Below are 22,718 nucleotides of genomic sequence, written 5' to 3' on the forward strand. Positions count from 1 at the left end.
CCCGCGAGTGGCGGATTGCGAAGAAGTGTTGGCGACGATACGTCATGGGATGCGGCTTCGGGCGCTGCTGCCGTCAACTTCCCGCGAGAGTCCCCACACGCTCAATGGCATCGGCGATTTCCGGATCAAGTCGCTCAACCCTCTGTTTGCCAGCCCGGCCGCCTTCTTGAGCATCGCGAGTTATTGGACGAATCCCTGAATAAGGATTCCGGAGACGCAGAAATTTTCCATTGCCCGAAACGTGTGGATGCCGATAGGTGCGTCTTGGGCAGGGTGCACTCGCCCAGCATATCGATTTCTACTCTTTAGACCTGCATACCTTCCTCAGACTCGGAAGCAAATCAAGCCCGGCCTCTCCGAATGGACTGCATGTTAGCACCATGCAGTTACAGGCTATGCCGGCCGCACCAACGCATAATTTATGCTGAGGAATTATGCCGGCATTCCCGTGAAGCTCAGTGTCCCGCGCTCTCGATACGGCGTCCCTTCATGGCCCTTTCCAACCAACCAACCTCCATTTCCGGGACCGATGACAGTAGAAGGTCGGTGTAGACGTCGAAGGGAGGCCTGAGCACTTGCGTCTTTGAGCCGTAGCGGACGACCTCGCCGCGGTACATGACAGCGATGGAATCGGCAATGGCCTTCACAGTCGCAAGATCATGGGTGATGAATAGATACGCCACATCCTCGATCGTCTGCAGGCGGAGCAATAGCTTGAGGATTCCATCGGCCACCAAGGGGTCGAGAGCGCTGGTCACCTCGTCGCAGATGATGAGTTTCGGCTTGGCGGCAAGCGCACGGGCGATGCACACGCGCTGCTTCTGGCCACCGGAAAGCTCGGCCGGGTAGCGGTCGATGAAGCCCTTGCCCATCTCGATTTCGTCCAGCAGTTCGCCGACGCGGGCGTCGCGCCCTTTTCCTCGCATGCCAAAATAGAATTCGAGCGGTCGGCCGATGATGGTGCCGACCGTCTGGCGCGGATTCATCGCCACATCGGCCATCTGATAGATCATCTGCAATTCGCGAAGATCATCCTTGGATCGCTCGGCTAGCCTGGGTGCCAGCGTGCGGCCAGCGAAGGTGATGCTGCCGGCGATGGGCGGCAGCAGCCCCGTGATGACGCGGGCCAGGGTGGATTTTCCGGAGCCCGACTCGCCGACGACAGCGAGTGTCTGGCCGGGATGGACGTCAACCGAGACGTCCTGCAAAACCTTCACGGCCCCGCCACCATAAGCGGCTGTGACATTCCTCACCGACAATAGAGGCTTCGGCGTCAGTTCCTTCTGCTCATGCTCGATCGAACGCACCGACACCAGCGCCTTCGTGTAGTCCATGCGCGGCGCCTCGAGGATCTGCCGCGTTTCGCCGTGCTCCACCATCTTACCGTCCCGCAGCACCATGATTTCGTCCGAGACCTGGGCGACGACGGCAAGGTCGTGGGTGATGTAGAGCGCCGCCACATGGGTGTCGCGGATGGCATCCTTGATCGCAGCCAGCACGTCGATCTGCGTCGTCACGTCGAGTGCCGTGGTCGGCTCGTCGAAGACGATCAGGTCCGGCTCGGAGCACAGCGCCATCGCCGTCATCACGCGTTGCAGCTGGCCGCCCGAGACCTGGTGCGGAAAGCGCTCGCCGATGGTTTCGGGGTTGGGCAGGCTGAGCTTCTTGAACAGCGCAACGGCGCGCTTCTCCGCCTCGGCGCGGGTCGCCGTGCCGTGCAGGAGGGTGGCTTCCACCACCTGGTCCATTAGCTTGTGCGCCGGGTTGAAGGCGGCGGCCGCCGATTGCGCGACGTAGCAGACCTCACGGCCGCGCAGCTTGCGGAAGCCGTCCTTGCCGCCCTTGAGGATATCGCGGCCGTTGAGGATCACCTCGCCGCCGGTGATGCGCACACCACCGCGGCCATAGCCCATGGACGAGAGGCCGATGGTCGACTTGCCGGCGCCGGATTCGCCGATCAGGCCAAGCACCTTGCCCTTCTGCAAAGTCAGCGAGACATCGTGCACCAGCACGATGTTCTTCGGCGGCTCGCCTGGCGGGAAGACAGTGGCCTCGATGCGCAGATTGCGGATGTCGAGCAGAAGGCCAGAGTTCGCTTTGCTGTCGGCCATCACCCGCGCCCTCCCTTCAGGCTTGTCGTCCGGTTGAGGATCCAGTCGGCGACAAGGTTGACCGAGATTGCCAGTGCTGCGATTGCCGCGGCGGGAATAAGCGCCGCCGCAATGCCAAAGACGATGCCGTCCTTGTTTTCCTTCACCATACCACCCCAGTCCGCATCCGGCGGCTGGACGCCAAGGCCGAGGAACGACAGTGTCGACAGGAACAGCACGGCATAGATGAAACGCAGGCCGAGTTCCGAAACCAGCGGCGAAAGCGCATTGGGAAGGATCTCGCGGAAAATGATCCAGACCTCGCCTTCGCCGCGCAGCTTGGCCGCCTCGACATAGTCCATGACGTTGATGTCGACGGCCACAGCCCGTGACAGGCGATAGACGCGGGTCGAGTCCAGAACGCCCATCACCAGGATCAGCGTCACCAGATTGGTCGGCAGCACGGAGAGCACGACAAGGGCCATGATCAGCGTCGGGATCGACATCAGGAGATCGACGAGGCGCGACAAAAGCGTGTCGAACCAGCCGCCGAACACCGCCGCCGAAAAGCCGAGTATGGCGCCGAGCGAGAACGATAGCGCGGTGGCCAGCACCGCGATGAACAGTGTAATGCGGGCGCCATAGATCATGCGCGACAGCAGATCGCGGCCGAGATTGTCGGTGCCCAGCAAATGTGCCGCCGTCATCGGTTCCCAGACGTCGCCGACGATCTCGGCATTGCCGTACGGTGCGATCAAAGGCGCGAAGACCGCTGCCAGCACAAACATCGCCGTCAGCACGATGCCGATCAGCGCGGGGATGGGGATGCGTTTGATATCGAGCATGCCCGCCCCCCTATTTCGGATGTCTGAGGCGCGGATTGGCGACGATCGCCCCGATGTCCGCAATGATGTTCAGGCTGATATAGACGGCGGCGAAGACCAGGCCGACCGCCTGCACCACCGGCACGTCGCGCTTGGTGACGTGGTCGACCAGATATTGCCCCATGCCGGGATAGACGAAGATCACCTCGACCACGACGACGCCGACGATGAGGTAGGCGAGGTTGAGCATGACGACGTTGATGACCGGCGCGATGGCATTGGGGAAAGCATGCTTGCGGATGACGTTGAAGGCCGACAGGCCTTTCAGTTCCGCCGTCTCGACATAGGCCGACTGCATGACGTTGAGGATGGCCGCGCGCGTCATGCGCATCATATGCGCCAGCACCACCAGCGTCAGTGCCGTCGCCGGCAGCGCGATCGCCTGCATGCGTTCGCCGAACGGCATGCCGTCATAGACGGTCGAAATGCCGGGAAATATCTGCCATTTCACGGCGAAGAAATAGACGAGCACATAGCCGATGAAGAATTCGGGGAAGGAGGTCGAAGCGAGCGCAAGCCCTGAGATCAGCTTGTCGACCCAGCCATTGCGGTAGCGCACCGCGATCAGGCCGAGGATGATCGCCAGCGGCACTGCGACGACCGCCGCCCAGAAGGCAAGGAACAGCGTGTTCCACAGCCGCCCTTTGATCGACGTGGCGATATCCTGGCCGCTCGACATGGCGGTGCCGAGGTCGCCGGTCACCACGCCGCCGAGCCAGCGGAAATATCTAAGATAGGCAGGGTCGTTGAGGCCGAGCTGCTCGCGCAGATTGGCGAGCGACTCCGGTGTCGCCGATTGCCCGAGAATGGCTTGCGCGACGTCGCCTGGCAGGACCTGGGTGCCGGCGAAGATCAGGACCGAAACGGCCAACAAGAGGAGAATGCCCAGCGCAATGCGCTGGGCAACCAGCTTCAGAACAGGCGAGCCCATAAGCATGCGTCTCAGGGTTCGAGCCAACATTGCGCGAGCGCGTAGCCGTTGCACATATCCCGGGCTGGATGCTTCACGAAGCCCTTCACGTGCGGGCCAGTTGCGTCGATGAACTGGTTGAAAAACGGCACGGTCACGCCACCCTCGTCGCGAACGATGATGGCCATTTCGCGATAGAGGTTCTTGCGCTTGTCCTGGTCGAGTTCGCCGCGTGCCTCGGTGAGAAGCTTGTCGAACTTCTCGTTGAAGAAGTGCGTGTCGTTCCACTGTGCCGTTGACAGATAGGCACTTGAATACATCTGGTCCTGCGTTGCGCGCCCGCTCCAGTAGGAGGCATAAAAGGGCTGCTTTTGCCAGACCTCCGACCAATAGCCGTCTCCAGGCTCACGCTTGACCTCGAGGGTGATGCCGGCCTTGGCGCAGCTCTGCTGATAAAGCTGCGCGGCATCGACTGCGCCAGGAAAGGCTACGTCCGAAGTACGCAGCAGGATCGGCCCGCTATGGCCCGATTTCTTATAGAGGAACTTGGCCTTGTCGGGGTCGTATTTGCGCTGCTCGATCTCGGCGAACAGCGGATAGGACGAATTGATCGGAAAGTCGTTACCTATTGCGCCGTAGCCGCGAAGGATCTTGTCCAACATTTGTTCGCGGTCCAAGGCAAGTTTTAATGCCATCCTGATATCGCTATTGTCGAACGGCGCGGTATCGCAGAACATATTGAAGAGATAGCAACCGCGGCCGGTCACATTCTGAATCGTGATACCCTTGCCACGTATCACGAGATCGACGACCTTCGGCTCGACGCGGTTGATCATGTGGACCTGATTGCCTTGCAGGGCCGCGATACGTGCAGTGGCATCGTTGATTACGGTGATTTCGACCTGATCGGCGTGTCCGAGCTTATCGCCCTGCCAGTAATCCTTGAACTTTTCGCCAACGTGCCGCACACCAGGCTCGTTCACTACGACCTTATATGGGCCGGCCCCAATGCCCGCAGCAGGATCGTCCTTGCCGCCATTTGGCTGGATGATCAGGTGATAATCAGTCATCAGGTACGGCAGATCAACGTTGGGTTCTTTGAGCGTGATCACGACGTCACGACCATCGGCCTTGATAGCTTCGATACCTTTCAGGATGCCCAAGGCGCCGGATTTCGACTCCTTATTGGAATGACGCTCTAGCGTGGCGACAACGTCTTGGGGCGTCACTTCTTTGCCGTTGTGGAACTGGATGCCTTTTCGAATTTTCAGAGTCCACGTCTTAACATCCTTGGACGAGCCAATTTCCTCGGCGATACGGTACTCAAGGCCGTTCTCGGGGGTAACTTCCAGCAGGATCTCGCCCCAACATCGGCCAAAAGTGATTGGTGGGGCCCCTGCCGGAAGCGCAGGGTCGAGACTGTCGGCGGACCCGCCGCCTTGAAGGCCAGCTTTCAGGATACCGCCCTTTTGGGGCACCTGTGCCTTAGCGGTACCGGCAAGAAGCGAATTAGCAAGGGCGGCGCTGACGCCGAGAGCCGTCGCGTGGCCGAGAAAATCACGTCGGCTCAACTGGCCCGCAGCGACGCGGCGGCCGAGATAGGCAAGTTCCTGCGACATTGGCTCTCCTCCGTTGTTCGTTTTGCTGATCGTAACTCCACTATTGAGCCGCTCTGCCCACATCTACCTTCTCTGCATGCAGGAAATCGGCGTTTTCTTTCCCTCAAGTACCTAATGCGACGGCGCGACGACGTCTCGCGCGTCACGCACTCGGGCTGGTCGAACTAGCTTGGAAAAAAGATGGCGTGCGCGGACAAACTTTCTTGCCTGAAATGGCTCAAGGGCTGCAGCTATGTACGCGGCCTAACGGCTCCCCGTCGGGTGCCGATGCTGTGACTCCGGCGAAATCAACCGCGCATTCGGAAGCTACCTTGAGCCGTTGTGCAGCGCCTGCTCGTCCCGCCAAGCCCTCCCTCGGTGGATTATCAATACGTCTCGCTCGCCGGCGCCGATCTGTCTGTTGAAAAACGCAGTTTCTTCGCAAGCCTATGCTTCCCACACGCCACCGATTTTTCGAATTGGCCTAGCAGCCGTTTTCTTGGCTGTTAGTCCCAGCTGGTTTAGAATCTCCAGATCGTTCCGCCAGCGTGCTACAGACTGCGTCCCTTTTGGGACGCCCAAAGACGGCCACAACGCGGGTTATGCCGTGGGGGCGTCGTAGCCGAGAAGCGCTTTCACTTCGAGGTACTCCTCCAAGCCCCATTTGCCATTTTCGCGCCCATTCCCCGATTGTTTGTAGCCACCGAAGGGCGCGGCCCTGTCGGATGCCGGATAGTTGATATGCACAGTGCCGGCTCGCATACGCGCTGCCACCCTGCGGGCGCGCACAAGGTCGGACGATTGAACATATGCCGCCAGGCCAAAGATCGTATCGTTCGCGAGCTCGATCGCCTCTTCCTCATCCCGGTATGGCAGAATTGCCAAAACTGGACCGAAGATCTCTTCGCGCGCAATGGTCATGTCATTGTGGACATTAGCAAACACGGTGGGACGAACGAAATAACCTCGGTTGAGATGCTCTGGCCTGCCAGGACCGCCGATAACGAGATCTGCCCCTTCGTCGATACCAGTCTGGATAAAGCGTTGCACATTGTCGAATTGATTCTTATTGACCACTGGACCCACATTCGTTTTGGGGTCGCGTACATTCCCAACGACCAGCCTTCCCGCGACCGCTTTGGCGATCCGTTTGACCTCGTCGTGGCGGTCCGCCGGGACAAACATACGGGTAGGCGCGCTGCAAGCTTGCCCGCTATTGCGCATCACTCCAAGCACACCCTTTGTCACGGCTTCCTCAAAGTCGGCATCAGGCAGCAGAATATTTGCCGATTTTCCTCCAAGCTCCTGCGACAGACGTTTGACGGTTCTCGCAGCGGACTGGGCTATCAAGATACCGGCACGGGTGGAGCCGGTAAATGACACCATCTCTATCCCTGGATGCGCTGACATCGCTGCGCCCACAACAGCGCCTTGGCCTTGGACCATATTATACACGCCCGCGGGCACACCGGCGGTATGCATGATTTCAGACCAGATAATAGCATTCAACGGAGCCACTTCGGAAGGTTTGAGCACCATCGTGCAGCCCGCGGCAATCGCCGGGGCAACCTTCATTATGATCTGACCCACCGGCCAATTCCAAGGCGTGATCAATCCCACGACTCCGATCGGTTCTCGGACAATCTTGGTCGTTCCTTGTAATTCCTCGAACTGATAGTGCTCCAAAACCCTTATAACGCTTTCAAGCTCAGCCGACGCCAGTTGCCACTCGCGGGCGATCTGAAGCGGCGCGCCCAATTCCGTGCCAAGAACCGCAGCAATGTCTTCTTGTCGCCTCTCGTATTCTGCAAGGACGGAACGCAGCAAATCTAGGCGCTCGAGCCGGGTAGTCATGGAGAATTTCGTAAACGCCGTGCGAGCGGCGGCCACGGCGCGGTCAACATCCCTTGATCCGCCGCAGGCGATTCGAGTGAATGGTTCTTCAAGCGAGGGGTCGATCACGTCAAGTAGAGTTGGTTCCAGAGGTGCTACCCACTCCCCATTCACATAGTGTTCGCGTTCGTGCTGCAATTCTTACCCCTGTTAACTCTTTGCCCAAATCTCTGGCACGCGGCTTTCCGCGAATTCGATTCCAGCTCAACTGACCCTTGGCAGACGTCAAGGAGTTTACCGCCAAGGTGCAATCGTATCGTGGCGGCAACGACTATCCTTATTCAGCCAGGGTGAATAAGGTCTGCCGCGCGCTCACCGATCATGATACACGTCGCGTTGGTGTTGCCTGCAATATGCGTTGGGAATATCGAAGCATCCGCAACCCATAAGCCCTCAGTTCCACGCACGCGTAGGTCGGGAGTCACCACGGCCTGGTCATCGATGCCCATTCGGCATGTCCCCACGGGATGGAATCCTGGTCCGGTCGAGTTGCGCACATATTCTTCGTCCGCCACCGGCCCCGCTTCACGAGAAGGCACGTCGATAAGCTGGAGCACATGACTGCCGAAGGGTGGCGTGGAAGCCAGCCGCCGAACCCAATCTAGGCCGAGCAAGACCCCTCTTAGGTCGTCTGGGTGGTCGAGCAGGCGGGGATATATAGCTATAGGGTCTCGGGGATTGTTCGATCGAAGCGACAAATAGCCCTTGCTCTTCGAATGGTTTACATTGGCGTAGATCGTTACGAGATTTCGAGATGGGATGTGCCGCCTCCCATTCTTCAATAAAAACCCGAAGGCCAAAAGATGGAACTGGAGATCGGGCACTTTTTGATCAGCGGTAGACTTAATGAAGGCTATGACTTGTGCCAAGGATTCAGTGAGCACACCCTTTCTTGCAAAAGCCCATTCTGCGAACGCGCGAATCCGTCCAAGCCCCGTCGCGTAGGCGTTTCCCGTCGCTATATTCATCTCTGCAAGGACATGGAGACACGGATGCTCTAAAAGGTTCTGGCCCACCTCGGGGCTGGCCACAACGGTTTTTATGCCATGCTTCGAGAGTTCGCCGGGATCGCCAATGCCTGACAGCATCAGGATCTGTGGGGAATTGAGTGCGCCCGCACACAGCACGACGCCGCGGCGCGCACTTGCACGGATGACCCGACCACCGCGCGTAAAAACGACGCCCTTCGCACGATTCGTCTCCATGCTCAGACTGTTGACCAAGGCGTCATCCATGACGACCAAATTAGGGTCTTTCTGCAGCGGTCCAATATAGGCGTCGAATGCTGACTGGCGCAGACCGTTCTTCGTGGAGCCCTGATTCCAAGCAACCCCCTCATGTGAGGACCCATTGAGGTCAGGGTTATGCGGGACGCCCAAATTCACAAAACTGTCGATGAATTTCTGGGCAACCGGGATGCGCCAACGCAGCGTCGAAACGTGCAGCGGACCCATACCCCCGCGATAGACGTCATTGTCTGTATATTTATCCGCAGTCTCCATCTTGCGAAAATAAGGAAGTACGGAATTCCAATCCCATCCGTTATTGCCGAGCTCCCCCCAAGCGTCAAAGTCGCTCTGGGCACCGCGAATGAAGATCATACCGTTGATGGCGGACGAGCCGCCCGGGACGCGGCCACGCGGCCATGATTCCTTGAGCCCGTTGCGCGTCGGATCCGGCTCCGTCATATAGTTCCAGTCATAGCGCCGGTTGCCGACGGTATACATCGACGATGCCGGGATCCGCGTGACATGAAATTTCTCGCGCTTACCGGCTTCGAGCAACAAAACCCGAGCGCCCTTCTCGACGAGACGTGCGGCGACGGGCGATCCGGCGCTCCCGGAGCCGACGACGATGTAGTCAAATTCCATTTTTCAACCTGTGACTTTCGGATGTGTGCCACGCGTGTCAGGAAGTGGACAGGACCAAAGGCGTCACTGTTCGCCGAGCATCGAAGGGCCACTTCGCTCGATAAGATCGGTGTGCTGGCGAGACGTCGAACCCGACATACTAACGCCGCCTCGTCTCAGAAGGACCAGCACACCGCGTTGCAGACTACGCGTTAAGCCAGCATTTGGCGAACGCGTAGCCATCCATCAGCTCACTACGGCCGCCGCCAAATCCGCCGATCTTGTCCGAAGTCGCATCTATGGATTGATTGAACATCGGCACTATCACGCCGCCCTCGTCCCGAAGGATGATAGCCATCTCGCGATAGAGGTTCTTGCGCTTATCCTGGTCCAGTTCGCCACGTGCCTCGATGAGAAGCTTGTCAAATTTTTCGCTGGAGAAGTGCGTTTCATTCCAAGGCTGCTTTGACAGATAGGTAGTCGAATACATCTGGTCCTGTGTCGGGCGTCCAAGCCAGAAGCTGCTGAAGAACGGCTGCTTGTTCCAGACCTCCGACCAATAACCATCGCTCGGCTCTTTCTTGACCTCGAGGGTCATGCCGGCCTTGGCGCAGCTCTGCTGAAAGAGCTGCGCGGCATCGACGGCGCCGGGGAAGGCAACGTCCGCCGTGCGCAATAGGATCGGCCCGCCGTAGCCCGACTTCTTGTAGTGAAACTTGGCCTTGTCCGGATCGAAGACGCGCTGCTCAATGTCGTCGGAGAAGAGCGGATAGGAGGCGTTGATCGGAAAGTCGTTGCCGACCGCACCGTAGCCGCGCAGGATCTTATTCACCATTTCTTCTCGGTCCATGGCCAGCTTGAGCGCCATCCTGAGATCCTTATTGTCGAACGGCGCCTTGTCACACACCATGTCGAAAACGTAGTGGCCTGGGCCCGATGTGGTCTGGACCTTCAAGTTGGGCACGCGCTTGATGAGGTCGACGATTTTGGGCTGGACCATGTTGATAATGTGCACTTGGCCCCCCTGCAGCGCGGAGATGCGGGCCATGTCGTCGTTAATGACAATGATCTCGATCTGGTCGGCGAAGCCCATCTTGTCGGACTGCCAGAAATTGGCAAAGCGTTCGCCGCCGTGCCTGATACCCGGCTCGTTGACGGTCACTTTGTACGGCCCCGCGCTGACGCCTTCGGCTGGATTATCCTTACCGCCGTTGGGCTGAATGACGAGATGAAAGTCCGTCATCAAATAAGGCAGGTCGGCGTTCGGTTCCTTGAGACTGATGACTACATCCCGGCCGTTGGCCTTGAGGCTCTCTATGGCCTTCAAAATTCCCAGGGCCCCGGACTTGGATTTCTCGTCGGAATGACGTTCCAGCGTCGCCACGACGTCTTCCGCCGTCACGGTCTTGCCGTTGTGGAATTCCACGCCCTGACGAATCTTGAAGGTCCATACCTTGGCGTCGCTGGAAGAGCCGATTTCCTCGGCGAGGCGATGCTCCAGTCCACCGTCGGCCCCAACCGCCACGAGATATTCGCCCCAGCATTTGCCGAAGTTGACCATCGTCGTCAAAAAGTTCGCCGGATCAAGATTTTGGGTCGCTTCGCCACCGTTGAGACCGCCTTTTATGATGCCTCCCCGAACGGGTCCCGCGGAAAGCGCAGCACCAGCAAGAAGCGAGTTGGCGAAGGCGGCGCTGACGCCGAGCGCCATTGCGCGGCCGAGAAATTCACGTCGGCTCAGCCCGCCTGCAGCGACCCGCCGGCTGAGATAGTCGAGTTCCTGCGACATTGAGATCTCCCACAGCGCAAACAATACGGTTTGGCATCCTTGTTACGCAAACTGAATGGTACGCCAGCGGAACTGGTCAACTCGACGCAAATTTTGCTTGTGAACGCAGCAAATCGGCGTTTTTTTGCTCCATACGCATAAACGGCAGCGCTGGCGGTGAGAGAGCACGAGTCCCGCCCCGGGTCGGACTGCCTGTTCGACCGCAAGCAACGAATTCGGCGATCACGGGCGACGCGAAAGGGCGTCGGGAATCGAATGGCCGCGAGTTTCCTGCCCAGGACTGCATAGCCTTGCGCCGCAAACATCTAGCGCGGGTTTGCTGGGTTCGGGCGGCGATAGGTAACTTTGCCCGGATCAAGATTGCGGACAGTTCTTGCCGGGATACCCCGAGAGGGCTCCAGACATCCGTTGCGAGTTCCACGCCGTCGCGCGTGGAACCTGCAGTCCTGTATGCATAGCTATCTGAAAAGCGCTAGCGGGTTCGTGCCAAGTCTAGCAGGCTGTTGAAAAAGGCACTCGCCACCGGACCGCAGCGGTGATTCACTGGTTCCGAAGGGATTCGGAGGTGACGAGTGCGCGGCGGCGACGATCGAACTGGCGAACTGTTCAGCTATGTTGACCTTGAGGCGCGGGTGCGGCGCAATCATCCGTTGCGGGCGATCCGGTTAATCGTGAGCGAGGCGCTGTCGGCGCTGGAGCGGGACTTCGCGGCGATGTATTCGCCGATCGGACGGCCATCGATCCCGCCGGAGAAGCTGCTGCGGGCGATGCTGTTGCAGGCGTTCTATTCGATCCGCTCGGAGCGGCTGTTGATGGAGCGGCTGGAATACGACCTTCTGTTCCGCTGGTTCGTCGGGATTGGCGTTGACGATGCGGCCTGGGATCATTCTGTGTTCTCCAAGAACCGCGACCGGTTGCTGGAGGGCGACATCGCTGCAAAGTTCCTGAGCGCGGTGCTGGCGCAGCCCAAGGTCAAGAGGCTTCTGTCGACGGATCACTTCTCGGTCGACGGGACGCTGATCGAGGCCTGGGCGTCGATGAAGAGCGTCAAGCCGAAAGACGGCTCGGGCGAGCCGCCGGCTCAAGGCGACGGGCGCAACGCCGAAGCGGATTTCCATGGCCAGAAGCGGTCGAACGATACACATGGCTCGACCACCGATCCTGACGCCAGGCTCTATCGCAAGGGTAAAGGCAAGGAGGCCAAGCTGTGCTTCATGGGACATGGGCTGATGGAGAACCGCCACGGCCTGCTGGTCGAAGCCTGCCTGACACTGGCCGACGGGCATGCCGAGCGGGTAGCGGCACTGCACATGGTCGAGCCTCGCGCCGACCGACCGCAGGCGATCACGCTCGGTGCCGACAAGGCCTACGATGCGGAGGACTTCGTTAACGAACTGCGTTCGATGAAGGTGACGCCGCATGTGGCGCAGAACACCAGCGGCCGTAGTTCGGCCATCGACGGGCGCACCACCCGGCATAGCGGCTATGCTGTCAGTCAGCGTATTCGCAAGCGCATTGAAGAGGCGTTCGGCTGGATCAAGACGGTCGCCGGTCAGCGCCAAACCAAGTTCCGCGGCCGGGACCGCGTCGGATGGGGCTTCACCTTCGCTGCCGCCGCCTACAATCTGGTGCGGCTGCCGAAGCTCATCGCGGGGACCAGCTGACATGGCCAAGGTTCCAGCCATCGCCAAGGCCTTTGCCGGTCGCTGGCGTATCGTCGAAATGGATGTCTGGGACAACGATTTCCTCGATCTCGTCGAAGAGGCGCATCTGACGTTCAAAGGCGCGGCGGAAGGCGAGATCGGCTTCGGCGCCCTCAAAGGCTTCCTTGATGTCCGCTACGGCGCGCGAGACGGCTCGGCCTGCGCGGAATTCTCGTGGGAGGGTCACGACGAAAGCGATCCCGCTTGCGGTCGCGGATGGGCGATGATCGGCACCGCGGGTCGCCTCGTCGGCCACTTCTACATCCACAATGCCGACGATTCAGGCTTCGTCTGCGAGCGCGCGTGACTTCTTCAACAGCCTGCTAGCTCACAAAAAGCTCGTGGGACACCCTCGCCTATTTAGCGCCAACCAGCAGATCGAACAGCGGCGCCAATGTGGGCCGCTTATCAAGGTCGTCGATGAACTCGCCGATCAACCCGAGCTGCTTCTCGGAGAACGACCGCATCGACATTTCGGCACAAGCCTTAAGTTTCAGCATACCATCATCGAGCGAAGCCGGGCTTTCGGGATGGCCGAATGGCTTGTCGATGCGTATGGAATACTGTGCTCCAGACCTTAGCTGCACTTTAACCAAAGTCGGCGAGTTACCGTACCTGCCATGAGTGAGATCGATTTCTGGATCAACTTCGACCTTGGTGGCGGCCATCACTTGGCGCACAGCGGGATCGTCAAGCGCTTCGGCGCGGAAATCGCTAATAGCGACGCAACCACGGACCGCCGCGACAGCGACGACGTACGGAAGGCTGAACCGCGCGAGAACCGGGTCATTTGGGTTCCACTTTTGATAGCGCGGCTGGGCCACAACGCCCTCAGCTCGCTGATTTAACCCGAGCTGAATTGAAATAATATCCTCGGCAGCGAAGTTGTGCCTCGCACGCAATTTAAGCAGACCATCAATTCCGTGATGCGTAGCCCTGCACGACGGCCAAGGTTTGAAGCTAATAGAAGCGTTTACATAGTCGTCGCCGAGTTTGCCCATGAGCAAATCAAGATCATAGGCCGGTTCAAAGGCGTTGTAGAAGCCATACTTCCCAAAGAATGGTTCTCGCGGGCCGTTGAAGCCCACCATGGCTGAGAGTGCGGATTCCAGGCCTGAGCGGGCCCTGAGTCCCTGCTGCAGCGCCACCGTGTGTGCACTCTCTTCATACATTTGGAATTCGCCGGCAGCGTGAGCGTAAGCGATTCCGAACGCATTACGGGTTTTCTCTTCGTCGAGCCGTAGCAATTTGGTACTGACCGCTGTGGCGCCCCAGACAGCGACCATATTGTCACGGCCTGTGTCTATGGCATTGGTAGTGATGCTGCGCGCCAGACGAATATGCACATCGATAGCGGTCGCAAGGGCCGACAGCAAGTCGCCTCCGGTTATAGAAAAGTCGCGTTCAGCGAGTGCCAACGCCGGCGGGACATTATATGCGCTTGCGTGGCAGCCATTAATGCCAACCTCGTAGGTATCGTCAAAATCGAGGGCCCGGGCTGTCGTTGCGTTGACGAGTGCCGCCAAGCTCGATGGGAGCTTTTCTCCGGAAATCCAAACTGTGCATTCTGGTTTGCCACCGGACAACGCGCCCAGTTGGCGCGCGCTGTGCGCGATCGGATCGTTCGATCCGCCGATCGCGCAAGCAATCGTATCGAGGATCGAGAGCTTTGCACGTTCGATCGCTTTCTTAGGGATCGTCTCCGACCCGGAATTGAGAACGTGCTTAATCATTTGCGTCGTCACATCCATAGCCAAACCTCCAAGTGATGTAATCGTACAGATCTCTCATCGCTTGCCCAGACTCTGACGCCGCAACTAGCTCGGGATACAGGTCCACACGACCGACGCGTCTACGAATGATGGCTTCTGAATATATGGTGGAAGATAGGTGCGCTTTTTCCTAAAGTCCTAGTCACAGTGCAGGAACTCGGCGTTTGTGTATCTGCATATGCACAAAGTCGCCGAATGCTAGAGTGGGTATCTTCGATCGATAGTGGTTGTCGGTATCTGCAATTATCTCTCCGCTTCAAGCGCGACACACTGGAAATAGCCTCCAGCTCTAAGAAAACGAGTCGCGCAAGGATTTCGATCGGTATGGGTTAGACATCGGTGACGCTGTGGTTTTAGCGGAGCCGTCGGAGGACCCGATCGGAAGGAATGGCCGACTTAGGGCCGCGCCCCCCCTTCACCTGGCCGTCGCCTTCAGCCCGCCGCCCATAATAAGCAACTTCTGTCACACCTCTCGACCGAACCCCAGGGTCGGCCGTTCGCAGAAGCGTAACGTCGAATCGAGGTTGCCTGCGCCAGGTCGTCCGGAAGTGTCTGGCTGCCCCGAAGTCAACAAGGAGATAGCGCGATGCTCTGGGCAACCAGCCCTCTGGTTTGCTGCCGGTTTTTCGGCCGCGTTGTCCCAGACATTGCCCGACCGGCTCATCGAGCATTTGATGCCGTGGTCGGTCATCAGGCGCTGGAACTGCTCGTGTATTGCGATCCTTGGTGGAGTGATGCAGCAGGCTGTCGGGCTTGCCCCTCCTCCAGATCCCCATGTTCATTGCTTTGTCCAAGAAAAAGCCGTGGCCGCCGGCGTGGCCGCCTTTCTGAGGATGGATGTCGCCTAGAAGGTGCCCGCGAAGATCAGAACCGAGACGGCCGACAGAAGGAGGATGTCCAGCGCAATGCGGGCCACCAGCCTCAGAACAGGCGAACCCCTAAAAACTCCGTTCAGGCTTCGAGCCAGCATTGCGCCAACGCGTAGCCGTTGCTCATCGACAACTGAGGATGCTTCACGAATCCCTTTACGCCGGGTCCTGTCGCATCGATCCACTGATTGAACATCGGCACGATCGCGCCGCCCTCATCCCGGACGATGATGGCCATCTCGCGATAAAGGTTCTTGCGCTTGTCTTGGTCGAATTCGGCGCGCGCCTCGATGAGGAGCTTGTCGAACTTCTCGTTGAAGAAGCGCGTGTCGTTCCATGGCGCTGTTGACAAATAAACGGTCGAGTACGCCTGGTCCTGCGTCGCTCGGCCGTTCCACCTGACGGTCGAGAAGGGCTGCTTGTTCCAAACCTCCGACATATACCCGTCATCCGGCTCGCGCTTCACCTCGATGCTGATGCCCACCTTGGCGCAGCTCTGCGCGTAGAGTTGGCTGGCATCGACTGCGCCGGGGAAGGACGTCTCTGAGGTCCTGAGCAGGATCGAACCGCTGTGGCCCGACTTCTTATAGTGGAACTTGGCCTTGTCCGGATCGAAAGCGCGCTGCTCGATGTCGTCGGAAAATAGCGAGTAGGCGTCATTGATAGGAAAGTCGTTTCCTATTGTGCCATATCCGCGTAGGATCTTGTCCACCATTTCCTCGCGGTCCATGGCCTGCTTCAAGGCCATTCTGAGATCGTTGTTGTCGAACGGCGCGGTGTCGCAGAACATGTTGAAGCTACAGTAGCTGGGCCCCGAAATGGCCTGAATCGTCACATCGGGAACCCGCTTCAAAAGGTCCACGATCTTCGGCTCGATCTGGTTGATCATGTGCACCTGGTTGCCTTGTAGGGCAGCCAAACGCGCCGACGAGTCGTTGATGACGATGATCTCGATCTGATCGGCATGGCCGAGCTTGTCGCCTTGCCAATAGTCTTTGAACTTTTCGCCGCCGTAACGCACACCCGGCTCGTTCACCGTGACCTTGTAGGGGCCCGCGCTGATGCCGGAGGCAGGATCATCCTTGCCACCGTTGGGCTGAATGATCAGGTGATAGTCGGTCATCAGATAGGGCAGATCTGCGTTAGGTTCTTTGAGCGTGATCACGACGTCACCGCCATCAGCTTTGAGCGATTCGATGCCACGCATGATGCCCAGCGCCCCGGACTTTGATTTTTCGTTGGAGTGCCGCTCTAGCGAGGCGACTACGTCCTGGGGAGTGACTTCCTTGCCGTTATGGAACTGGATGCCTTTGCGGATTTTCATCGTCCAGGTTCTGGCGTCCTTCGACGCGCCGATTTCCTCGGCGATGCGGTATTCAAGGCCGCCGTCGGGAGTTGTCGCTATCAGCACCTCGCCCCAAGATTTGCTGAAGTTGATAGGGACTCCACTGCCGATGGCCGCTGGATCGAGACTGTCGGTCCCCGCGCCGCCGTTGAGACCCGCTTTGAGGATGCCGCCCTTTCGCGGGGCCTGTGCCTTCGCGGCACCGGCAAGAAGCGAATTCGCGAACGTCGCAGAAACGCCGAGCGCCGTCGCACGGCCGAGAAATTCACGTCGGCTCAACCGGCCCGCAGCGAAGCGGCGGCCGAGATAGTCGAGTTCCTGCGACATGGAATGCTCCTCGCTATATATTTCCCTGGGGCCACAATACGGCTGTGTTGTGTTGGATGATATCAAAGCCATTGGGCCCATTTGCGCAAATCATTCTCTTCGACGCAGGAAATCGGCGTTTTTACAACCCGCAGCGCACAAGGGCGCGTTGCTTGAGGCTCCAACGGGTAAGGCTTGCCAAATCAAAGAAGTTCGCAGAGATGCGATGACAACGGTTGAGGACACGCGCGGCGCGGTCATGAGCCCTTGGTTTTTGATCGCCAGATACAAAGCACTGCAGATCGCAGTCAATGACGCCGCGCAGATTGCCGGCAGGACGAGTGTTAGAACAGCTACGGTCGCGCCCGCTGCCTCAAAGATATGGCGATGCGCCTCCGGTAAGGCTGTAGTGACCGATGAGCCAGTTTACGGCTTCGCTCTGGTCTCGTTGGATCGTGTGAGCCGCTTTCAGCAGGTGGAATTCCGAATTCTTTATCATCTTTGCCAGCTTCCACCCGCGGTCGGGCGCCACGGAGGCGTCGTCCGTGGACCAGATAAGCATTGTCTTGCCCTGAAGCCGATCAATGTTGGGGAAGATGTACTTCTGCTGCATCAGGACATATTGTCTCATGTCGGTTTCTTCCAAAGGCAGGTGTTGCCGGACCTCCCATTTTCCGCGCGTCGCGGGCCGCCGATAGGCTATTTGCCGATACTCCTCTAGCTCCGCCTTATACGGATCCTGCCCGTAGTCGATGGCCCCTCCCCGCACATATTCCTCTTCACTCGGCATTGGCCCGGTATAGTCGTATGACGTGCTGGCGGCATGGAGCCATGCATCGTCACGCTCGTCTCCAAATGGCTCGGGTCCGATTGGCGGCGATACGGCGCTGGCGGTGAGCAGGACGACTTTCGAAACAAGATCGGGACGCACGATCGCCACCCGCGCGGCGACGAATGATCCTTCTGAATGGCCGACCAGCGTGATCTGCTTCAACCCCATTGCTTCGATGAAACCAATGACATGGTCTACACGACCGAGCCGATTGATATATTTGCCTGGAGTAGGATCGTCCGTCCCACCGAATTGCAGTTGATCAAGCGCGATCACTCTGAATCGATCGGATAGCCCATGCAGCTGCCAAATCCAGCTGAGCCTCGCATCTGAGATTCCCCCGGGCGAACGCAGAAAACCGGCGTTTTCTCACCCTACGCACATGAAGGCGACGCTGGCTGGAAAATTCCTCGCTCTATGGGGATCAAGGGATCGATTGCTTGGCTGTCTTCATGTCTTCACGAGCCTCGTTTCCTTGCAATTTCAGTTTTGCGTTTCCGTTCGCTGGCGAGGCGTGATCCACTCGATGACGAGGAACGGATCAGCCTCTTGCAGGAGAGCCTCTCTCCATGGCGGTCAAGACCGGCACGATGAAACCGGCCCACACGCGCCAAGTCATGTCGACACCGCCGTGGAGCCTAAGAACGGGATGTTCCCGACCGACGCCAAGCTTATCCACCGCGCGCGATCAGGGGCGAGCATTAAATGGCCGCAACTACGTTGTCGACGAGCAGGGAATGCTGTCAACGCCATCCTGCCACCACCGGCTAACACTGTTTCCTCCTGCTCACAGGGGTGAGACGTTTTTTGTCTCGGGCATAGTTTGTCGGGTCGACTGATGTCGTCACTCAGTTACGAGGGCCAACATGAGGGGGCGCAAATCGGATAACTGGTCCAACTGCTCGATCATCGCAAGCGCTCGATCGGTGCGGTCGGGATCCAACACCGCGTTTGCGCAGTCCTTGAATTTAGACACAAACTCGGATTCCGACATTGGATTTTTTGGATGACCACGCATGTGATGCACGGTTGTCTTAACCACCCGCCCGTCGTGAAGAGAAATTTCAACCCGCGCGGCCGCGCAAAAGCTTCTCGGGTCCTGGCTGGTCAGTTCAGGATCGAAGTCGAGCTTAGAAATGCCAATCAGCCGTCGGATAGCTGGGTCATCGACTACTTCTTGCGAGAATTCAGCAAGAGATACACGCCCTCGCGACAGCGCGACCGCGGAACAAAACTCCATACTGAACTTCCCCTCCATAGGCATTTGGGGGGCATGGTATGCTAGGTCCCCGCCCACCCCTGGAGCAAGCACGCATCGAATGTACTTTACGTGTTCAGGTTGGATGCCATGGCTATTGCGCAATTCGAGAATAGCATCGATGGCTGAATGGGTATCGAGGCAGGCCGGATATTTCTTGAAAACAATACCTGGCTCTCGGATATCGAACGGATTGCCGAGGAGCGAAGCGACGTCGACGACACGTCCCCGCTGCGATGCGTACGTGTTAAGAAAGCCGTTCGAACCTTCAAGCGCATCCAGACTTGCCGTGGCCCCTGCTGCAGCCAAAAGCGCCGCCTCTAGGCCATCCCTCGCTGCGAAACCACAATGCATTGGCTTTACCATCGTGCCGATATTCGCACGTATACCGGCAACACGTGAGGCGGCAATGCCGATGGCGTTAGTTGTACGTTCGGCGTCGAGTCCAAGTATCTTCGAGGCTCCGGCGGCAGCGCCAAACACGCCGAGGGCGGCGGTGGCGTGCCAACCGGACTGATAAAGCTCGTAACCGGCAACCCGGCCGAGCTTTGTCATCACCTCGATCGCAGCGGCGTATGCGAGAAGGACATCTCGGCCCGAACTTTCTGCCAGTTCACCAGCCGCCAAAATCGCAGGGAGTGCGGGCGCGGTAGGGTGCCCACACATCGGGTCGCTGACGTCGTCAAAATCGCACGCGTGTGCCATCACGCCGTTGGCGAGCGCGGCATCCAGCGCGGAACTTTGAACGGAATGAGCAAGAACTGTTGCTCTCTGATGGCCGCCGTGTTCGGCCACTAACCTGTTGAGCACGATTTGGGTTACCGGCTCCCGTGCACCCGCAATCACGCAGGCCAGACAGTCCATTACCCCGAATTTCAGCATACTAAGATCGCTTGGCGACAAGGCACCGAATTCTATCCCGCTGACGAAACTCCCAATCGCTTTCGACAGCGAGTTAGCAGCTTTAAAATTTGGTTTCATAAAAATCGCCTAACTCTATCAGCTCGCCTTTGTGTACCCTCATACACCACCCGAGACTACCTACCCCCTACTAGCAAATCAAATAGCGGTGCCAATGTTGGTTGCTTATCAAGGTCGCCGATGAAGTCTCCGATCAACCCGAGTCGTTTTTCGGAGAAAGGTAACATCGACATTTGGCCGCAATCCTTAAGTTTCCGCACGCCATCGATGAGCGAAGCTGGGTTTTCCGGATGTCCGAACGGTGTATCCATTCGAATAAAATGTTCTGATCCACTCTTTAGCCTTACTTTAACTGTTGTCGGCGAATTCCCATACTGGCCGTGAGTGCGCTCGATCTCTGGATCAACTTCGACCTTGGTAACGGCCATAATCCGGCGCACAGCCGGATCGTGGAGCGCTTCGGGACTGAAATCGTCAATTGCGACTGTGCCATATTGCGCTGCGACAGAAATGGCGTAAGGCAGACTGAAACGCGCTACGACCGGATCCTTTGGGTTCCACTTTTGGTCGCGCGGCTGGACCACAAGACTCTCAGCGCGACGATTCAACCCGAGCTCAATTGAAACAATATCCTCGCCCGCGAAGTTGTGCTTCTCGCGCAATTGCAGCAGCCCATCGATCCCAAAATGATTACACTTGCAAGACGGCCAGGGTTTGAAGCTTATGGAAGCGTTTACATAATCGTAACCTAGTTCGTCCATAAGCATATCGAGGTCGAACTCAGGTTCAAAAGCCTTGTAGAAACCATACTTCCCGAAGAACGGCTCCCGCGGGCCGTTGAAGCCTACCATAGCTGATAGAGCCGACTCAATTCCCGAGCGGGCCCGCAATCCCTGCTGCAACGCCACAGTGTGGGCACCTTCTTCATACATCTGGTATTCGCCGGCGGCGTGGGCGTAAGCGATTCCGAACGCATTCCGGGTTTTCTCTTCGTCGAGCCGTAGCAACTTGGTACTAACCGCGGTCGCGCCCCAGACCGAGACCATATTGTCGCGGCCCGTATTTGAAGAATAAGTGGTAACGCTACGCGCGAGACGCACGTGCAGATCGATAGCCGTCGCGACCGCGGTCAGCAATTCGTTTCCGGTTATAGAAAGATCGCGCTCAGCGAGTGCCAACGCCGGCGGGACATTATATGCGCTTGCGTGGCAGCCGTTGATACAAAGCTCGTAGGTTTCGTCAAAATCGAGTGCCCTGGCTGTGGTGGCGTTGACGAGTGCCGCCAAGCTCGATGGGAGCTTTTCTCCGGAAATCCAAACTGTGCATTCTGGCTTGCCACCGTACAAAGCACCCAGTTGGCGCGCGCTGTGCGCGATCGGATCGTTCGATCCGCCGATTGCGCAAGCAATCGTATCGAGGATGGAGAGCTTTGCACGTTCGATCGCTTTCTCAGGGATCGTCTCCAACCCGGAACTGAGAACGTGCCTTATGATTTGCGTCGTCACATCCATTGCCAAACCTCCAAACGAAGTGGATCGAAAGCCTTTTGCGCGTGAGCGGGTCGATCGGCTTGCCTGCCGAGACAATCTCGAGTCGATCCTGTCCACGCGAGGCTGTCAGCGCTGTTTAGATGTAGGGCCCAGCAATATGCGCTTTGCGTAAATAATCCCTGTTTCAACGCAGGAAAGCTGCGTTTTTCTGCTCTTTCGCGCGCGCAACCTCGACCTCTTAAGAAGTGGCGACTGTCGACTCGCCGCGGTCACAGCTGTGGTTTCAGCAATGCACTGCCGACCCACTGGACGAGGTGCCTGGCGGTTAACCTGGCGCAATTCGTGAAGCCACAAGCGAAGCCGACCGAAGGCGACGGTCATCGATGTCGCCGCGAGATATAGTACGTCGAGGTAAAGAAGAAGGTCGGCGCACTTCACCGCGCCCCAAATCCACCCGGACGAACCGCGATCGATATTAGGTTGATGCACTTAAAGACAGGAAGTCCCAGCGCAGCACTCGATGCGAGAGCGAATATCGCCGTTATTCTTCAATAGGCAGAGCTAACGATGCCTTGATGCGGTCCATTACGACCATCGTCTTAACTGCCTTAATGTCAGACTCGTGAAAAAATCGGCGGGTGAATGCCTCATACTCAGCCATGTCGCGCACAGAGATCATGAGAACGAAATCAGCTTCACCAGTCACATAATACGCACTCATGATCTCAGGCGTGCGCCGAACCGCTTGCTTGAAGCGATCAATGATATCTACCCGCTCGCGCTCGAGACTGATAGACGCCAGCATGAGCATGGGCCGACCCACTGCTTGTGGCGAGACTATGGCAACGTCAGCCTCAATCACACCATCATCGCGCAGTCGCTTCAGTCGCCGCTGACAGGCAGTCGCAGAAAGGCCCGCAAGTTCGCCCAGCTCGGCTGTCGTAAGGCGATTGTCGCGCTGCACAGCGTTGAGAAGCTTCCGATCAACTCGATCCAGGTCCATTTCACGATCACTGCAAAAAAGAGTACAATTGCGCAGAAAAACTGCTCGCTTCTGGGGATAATAGCCCCACTTCCGCAATGATCAAGCTATAAAATGAGATGATTAGCCAGTCCCTGCGCCCAGCCCGCCGCAGTGAATCTTTTGGCAAATCGGACCCGCGGACCGCTAGCGTGAGGACCAGCTCAGCGGTCTGTTAAGCTGATTT

The 22,718-nt window shown here is 58.1% G+C and carries 15 protein-coding genes and 2 pseudogenes; 3 read left to right on the plus strand and 14 right to left on the minus strand.

What is annotated here, in order from left to right:
- Positions 1-455: 455 nt before the first annotated feature.
- The 7 genes from EB233_RS29785 to EB233_RS29815 all read right to left on the minus strand — a co-directional run bounded on the left by EB233_RS29785 (position 456) and on the right by EB233_RS29815 (position 11,014).
- On the minus strand, positions 456-2,111 hold the full coding sequence (locus EB233_RS29785; protein WP_064987177.1) for an ABC transporter ATP-binding protein: 1,656 nt from the start codon (positions 2,109-2,111) through the stop codon (positions 456-458).
- On the minus strand, positions 2,111-2,935 hold the full coding sequence (locus EB233_RS29790; RefSeq protein ID WP_064987168.1) for an ABC transporter permease: 825 nt from the start codon (positions 2,933-2,935) through the stop codon (positions 2,111-2,113). The genes EB233_RS29785 and EB233_RS29790 overlap by 1 nt, the downstream gene beginning before the upstream one ends.
- Before the next feature lie 10 nt (positions 2,936-2,945).
- A complete protein-coding gene (locus EB233_RS29795) occupies positions 2,946-3,905 on the minus strand; it encodes an ABC transporter permease (RefSeq protein ID WP_064987169.1) in 960 nt (319 codons plus the stop codon).
- Positions 3,906-3,916: 11 nt separating this feature from the next.
- Positions 3,917-5,503, minus strand: coding sequence for an ABC transporter substrate-binding protein (locus EB233_RS29800; protein ID WP_064987170.1), 1,587 nt, complete (start codon positions 5,501-5,503; stop codon positions 3,917-3,919).
- 579 nt (positions 5,504-6,082) lie between these two features.
- Positions 6,083-7,513, minus strand: coding sequence for an aldehyde dehydrogenase family protein (locus EB233_RS29805; protein ID WP_064987171.1), 1,431 nt, complete (start codon positions 7,511-7,513; stop codon positions 6,083-6,085).
- A 143-nt stretch (positions 7,514-7,656) separates the two neighbouring features.
- Positions 7,657-9,246 (minus strand): GMC family oxidoreductase, encoded by a 1,590-nt coding sequence (locus EB233_RS29810; RefSeq protein WP_064987172.1) that lies wholly within the window; start codon positions 9,244-9,246, stop codon positions 7,657-7,659.
- A gap of 184 nt (positions 9,247-9,430) precedes the next feature.
- Positions 9,431-11,014 carry an ABC transporter substrate-binding protein gene (locus tag EB233_RS29815; RefSeq protein WP_064987173.1) on the minus strand — a complete coding sequence of 528 codons (1,584 nt, stop codon included), beginning with the start codon at positions 11,012-11,014 and terminating at the stop codon, positions 9,431-9,433.
- A gap of 572 nt (positions 11,015-11,586) precedes the next feature.
- Here EB233_RS29815 and EB233_RS29820 point away from each other — a divergent pair.
- Both EB233_RS29820 and EB233_RS29825 read left to right on the plus strand, forming a co-directional pair.
- Entirely contained in the window at positions 11,587-12,678 is a 1,092-nt protein-coding gene (locus EB233_RS29820; protein ID WP_064987257.1) for an IS5 family transposase, read from the plus strand.
- A 1-nt stretch (position 12,679) separates the two neighbouring features.
- Positions 12,680-13,024, plus strand: coding sequence for a hypothetical protein (locus tag EB233_RS29825; protein WP_064987258.1), 345 nt, complete (start codon positions 12,680-12,682; stop codon positions 13,022-13,024).
- A 49-nt stretch (positions 13,025-13,073) separates the two neighbouring features.
- On the opposite strand, the gene EB233_RS29830 is transcribed toward EB233_RS29825, so the two are convergent.
- From EB233_RS29830 to EB233_RS29845, 4 genes and pseudogenes are all read right to left on the minus strand, one after another.
- Positions 13,074-14,468, minus strand: coding sequence for an MmgE/PrpD family protein (locus tag EB233_RS29830; protein ID WP_064987211.1), 1,395 nt, complete (start codon positions 14,466-14,468; stop codon positions 13,074-13,076).
- Positions 14,469-15,117: 649 nt separating this feature from the next.
- Positions 15,118-15,274 (minus strand): annotated as a pseudogene (locus tag EB233_RS29835) (IS3 family transposase); the annotation flags it as partial.
- A gap of 166 nt (positions 15,275-15,440) precedes the next feature.
- Positions 15,441-17,030, minus strand: coding sequence for an ABC transporter substrate-binding protein (locus EB233_RS29840; protein WP_064987209.1), 1,590 nt, complete (start codon positions 17,028-17,030; stop codon positions 15,441-15,443).
- Positions 17,031-17,382: 352 nt separating this feature from the next.
- Positions 17,383-18,117 (minus strand): alpha/beta fold hydrolase, encoded by a 735-nt coding sequence (locus tag EB233_RS29845; protein ID WP_064990669.1) that lies wholly within the window; start codon positions 18,115-18,117, stop codon positions 17,383-17,385.
- Positions 18,118-18,381: 264 nt separating this feature from the next.
- On the opposite strand from EB233_RS29845, the pseudogene EB233_RS29850 reads away from it, so the two are divergent.
- Positions 18,382-18,526 (plus strand): annotated as a pseudogene (locus EB233_RS29850) (IS5/IS1182 family transposase); the annotation flags it as partial.
- A 159-nt stretch (positions 18,527-18,685) separates the two neighbouring features.
- Here the strand turns inward: EB233_RS29850 and EB233_RS29855 are convergent.
- The 3 genes from EB233_RS29855 to EB233_RS29865 all read right to left on the minus strand — a co-directional run bounded on the left by EB233_RS29855 (position 18,686) and on the right by EB233_RS29865 (position 22,513).
- Positions 18,686-20,080, minus strand: a complete 1,395-nt coding sequence (locus tag EB233_RS29855) for an MmgE/PrpD family protein (RefSeq protein ID WP_064987207.1) — start codon at positions 20,078-20,080, stop codon at positions 18,686-18,688.
- 56 nt (positions 20,081-20,136) lie between these two features.
- Entirely contained in the window at positions 20,137-21,531 is a 1,395-nt protein-coding gene (locus EB233_RS29860; protein WP_064987206.1) for an MmgE/PrpD family protein, read from the minus strand.
- Positions 21,532-22,051: 520 nt separating this feature from the next.
- Entirely contained in the window at positions 22,052-22,513 is a 462-nt protein-coding gene (locus tag EB233_RS29865; RefSeq protein ID WP_023671628.1) for an Lrp/AsnC family transcriptional regulator, read from the minus strand.
- Positions 22,514-22,718 lie beyond the last annotated feature (205 nt).

It is taken from the genome of Mesorhizobium erdmanii (assembly GCF_013170725.1).
Taxonomy (GTDB): Bacteria; Pseudomonadota; Alphaproteobacteria; order Rhizobiales; family Rhizobiaceae; genus Mesorhizobium; species Mesorhizobium erdmanii.

Bases quoted from the DNA above. Each gene is read 5' to 3' on its own strand.
- EB233_RS29810 (WP_064987172.1), bottom strand. From the start codon at position 9,246: ATGGAATTTGACTACATCGTCGTCGGCTCCGGGAGCGCCGGATCGCCC.
- EB233_RS29800 (WP_064987170.1), bottom strand. From the start codon at position 5,503: ATGTCGCAGGAACTTGCCTATCTCGGCCGCCGCGTCGCTGCGGGCCAG.
- EB233_RS29815 (WP_064987173.1), bottom strand. From the start codon at position 11,014: ATGTCGCAGGAACTCGACTATCTCAGCCGGCGGGTCGCTGCAGGCGGG.
- EB233_RS29825 (WP_064987258.1), top strand. From the start codon at position 12,680: ATGGCCAAGGTTCCAGCCATCGCCAAGGCCTTTGCCGGTCGCTGGCGT.
- EB233_RS29830 (WP_064987211.1), bottom strand. From the start codon at position 14,468: ATGGATGTGACGACGCAAATGATTAAGCACGTTCTCAATTCCGGGTCG.
- EB233_RS29785 (WP_064987177.1), bottom strand. From the start codon at position 2,111: ATGGCCGACAGCAAAGCGAACTCTGGCCTTCTGCTCGACATCCGCAAT.
- EB233_RS29790 (WP_064987168.1), bottom strand. From the start codon at position 2,935: ATGCTCGATATCAAACGCATCCCCATCCCCGCGCTGATCGGCATCGTG.
- EB233_RS29795 (WP_064987169.1), bottom strand. From the start codon at position 3,905: ATGGGCTCGCCTGTTCTGAAGCTGGTTGCCCAGCGCATTGCGCTGGGC.
- EB233_RS29860 (WP_064987206.1), bottom strand. From the start codon at position 21,531: ATGGATGTGACGACGCAAATCATAAGGCACGTTCTCAGTTCCGGGTTG.
- EB233_RS29840 (WP_064987209.1), bottom strand. From the start codon at position 17,030: ATGTCGCAGGAACTCGACTATCTCGGCCGCCGCTTCGCTGCGGGCCGG.
- EB233_RS29865 (WP_023671628.1), bottom strand. From the start codon at position 22,513: ATGGACCTGGATCGAGTTGATCGGAAGCTTCTCAACGCTGTGCAGCGC.
- EB233_RS29855 (WP_064987207.1), bottom strand. From the start codon at position 20,080: ATGAAACCAAATTTTAAAGCTGCTAACTCGCTGTCGAAAGCGATTGGG.